Below are 2,348 nucleotides of genomic sequence, written 5' to 3'. Positions count from 1 at the left end.
TTTGCTTTTTCTTCTTTTTTCTGCAATCTGAGATTAGCAACAGCCCACATTATCCCAATCAAAGCCGATACTAAAGACATAACAAGGCCAGAATACATATAAAGAGACGAAGTTCCTCCTTCTACCGATGATGCATATATCATCATCATACAACCCAAGAGCATTGGCAACGCCATAGTTGCAGAGGGTCCTATTGCCATAACTAAAGATGGTTGCTTTTCCGTATTTTTTTCTGGCGGATCTTCTATTTCTATAGAACCACTATCCAGTTTCTCGTAATTTCTTGGAGCACGATGATAAAGTAATTTGCCTGTTGATATAGCATTATTTTTTAATAATACTGTCCCATCCATATCAGGTATATAAGAACCCAATTTGTTACTATTGATTTGAATATCTTTTCCTTCTCTATCTATAGCAAGAACATCTCCTAAATAAATCAAATGCAATCCCATAATATTAATATAGTCACCAAATAACAATTGTGTTTCTGTTTCAATTTTTACAGAATTGACATATGTTCCGTTAAGGCTTTTATTTACAATATAAAAGCCCCCATTTTTTTTCATAATAATAGTATGTTCCTTTGATACTGTTTTTAAAAAATCATAAACAATATCATTTTCTATACTTTTCCCAATAGTTATTTTATCCAAATTTTTAATAGATAACTTATCAAACGAATGAAAAATAGAATCCGCTTCTTTAACAATAATGGATATTTTTTCATTATAATTATTTTCAATCGTTAAAATATCCTTATTCTTTAAAATTTCTCCCGAATATATAATTTTATTCTTGTAAATAAAATAATTTTTATCCGTTTTTATATGCCATTTTTCATCCAAAACTTCCAATTGCAAAACAAGATCAGTTTGAAGATCAAAATATCTTTTTTCTAAAAAAACAGAATAATCTGCATTATTCAATATTGGCAATATTACCTCTTTAAAAGCTTTTTGAGAATAAATGGATAATACAATACTCATATTTTATCTCCTTTTATCATTCGTCAATTTTCTATCTAATATCTCATCTCTTTTTTGCAAATTCCTTTCCATTTCCAAAAGTTTATTTTGTTTTTCTTCTTTAAAAAATTTTCGAACAAAAAAGGACTCAGTAATAATTATTATCAATTCATAACAAATAATGGCTATATCCGAATAAAAAATTTGAAAATTCACTTATACTTCCTCCCCAATACTCCTCACTGACTTTTTATTAATTCACTAAATCCCAAGAGCTAATGTCATTTGATTTACTTGAAGATTTCTTTTTTGTAGACGAACCAGATGACTTACTACTGCTTCCACTGTTAGAAGGACTTGATGATCCCGAACCAGATGAACTAGATGAACTACTTGACGAATCCGAATCCCTATCATAAGATGGTGTATATACTGGTTCCGGTTCTTTGCCAAGGCTAACTACAAGTTTAACTACTGTATTTTTATCGACCGTCCTACCTTCATCTAAATTCTGGCTTACAATATTTCCTTCGTTTACAGTATCGCTATAATCTTCTGTTATAGTGTAACGCAATTTATTCTTTTCCAAAATTTTTTTTGCCTTTTCTTCACTTTTTCCAATCACATCTGGTACTGTAACCTGCTCTATTCCTTTACTAACTATGACTGAAATTATTTTCTGTTCTTCTACTTTACTCCCCGCTTCCAAATCCTGCGATATAATTTTTCCTTTTTTTATATCATCAGAATACTGTTCTTCTGCCACTTTATAAATCAATTTTGTGGATGAAACAGTTTTTTCAGCTTTTTTACTTTTCATTCCTACAAGATTTGGAACCTCAACCAAAGCTCCTTTGCTGACGATAACTCCAATCTCATCTCCTTTTTTTAAAACCGTTCCTTCCTTAACATTTTGAGATATAACACATCCTTTTGCTACAGTATCTGAATATTCTTCACCCTTTTTTACGACAAGTAACGCTCCATCTTCTCCTGCTGCCTTTTCCTCAGCTACAGCAAACGTCACATTTGTAATATCTGGCACTGTCCTTTCCAAAGATTTTATATAAATCTGATATCCTCCAACACTCCCTACCGCAATTACACATACTGTCGCTGCTATTGCCGCTTTTTTTCGAAAAGTCCAAAATTCTCTCCTCTCTTCATCTTTCTCTTTCTCCTTTTGTCTGGCCTTTTCTTCCTCTTTTTTCTTCCTGTCTTCTTCCTTTTTCTGTCTGGCTATTTCTGTCTCTTTTTTTTTCTTTTCTTCTTCCTCTTTCTGCCTGGCTATTTCTGCCTCTTTTTTCTTCTTTTCTTCTTCCTCTTTCTGCCTGGCTATTTCTGCCTCTTTTTTCTTCTTTTTTTCTTCCTCTTTCTGCC

Annotated in this window: 3 protein-coding genes; all 3 read right to left on the bottom strand. The window is 31.9% G+C overall.

Features of this window, described 5'->3' with window-relative positions; genetic code table 11:
• Positions 1-989: FHA domain-containing protein (locus tag B5E53_RS18425; RefSeq protein ID WP_140401539.1), on the bottom strand; the 989-nt coding region annotated here is incomplete at its 3' end.
• Positions 990-992: 3 nt separating this feature from the next.
• Positions 993-1,184, bottom strand: coding sequence for a hypothetical protein (locus B5E53_RS18420; protein WP_087317585.1), 192 nt, complete (start codon positions 1,182-1,184; stop codon positions 993-995).
• A gap of 37 nt (positions 1,185-1,221) precedes the next feature.
• Positions 1,222-2,348, bottom strand: a 1,127-nt coding sequence (locus B5E53_RS18415; protein ID WP_140401538.1) for a PASTA domain-containing protein, incomplete at its 5' end; no start/stop codon positions are given.

The sequence above is a fragment of the Eubacterium sp. An11 genome (assembly GCF_002161065.1).
Taxonomy (GTDB): Bacteria; Bacillota; Clostridia; order Lachnospirales; family Lachnospiraceae; genus Anaerobutyricum; species Anaerobutyricum faecale.
Note: the sequence above shows the minus strand (reverse complement) of the source record. Positions and strands in the feature narration are given on the sequence as shown.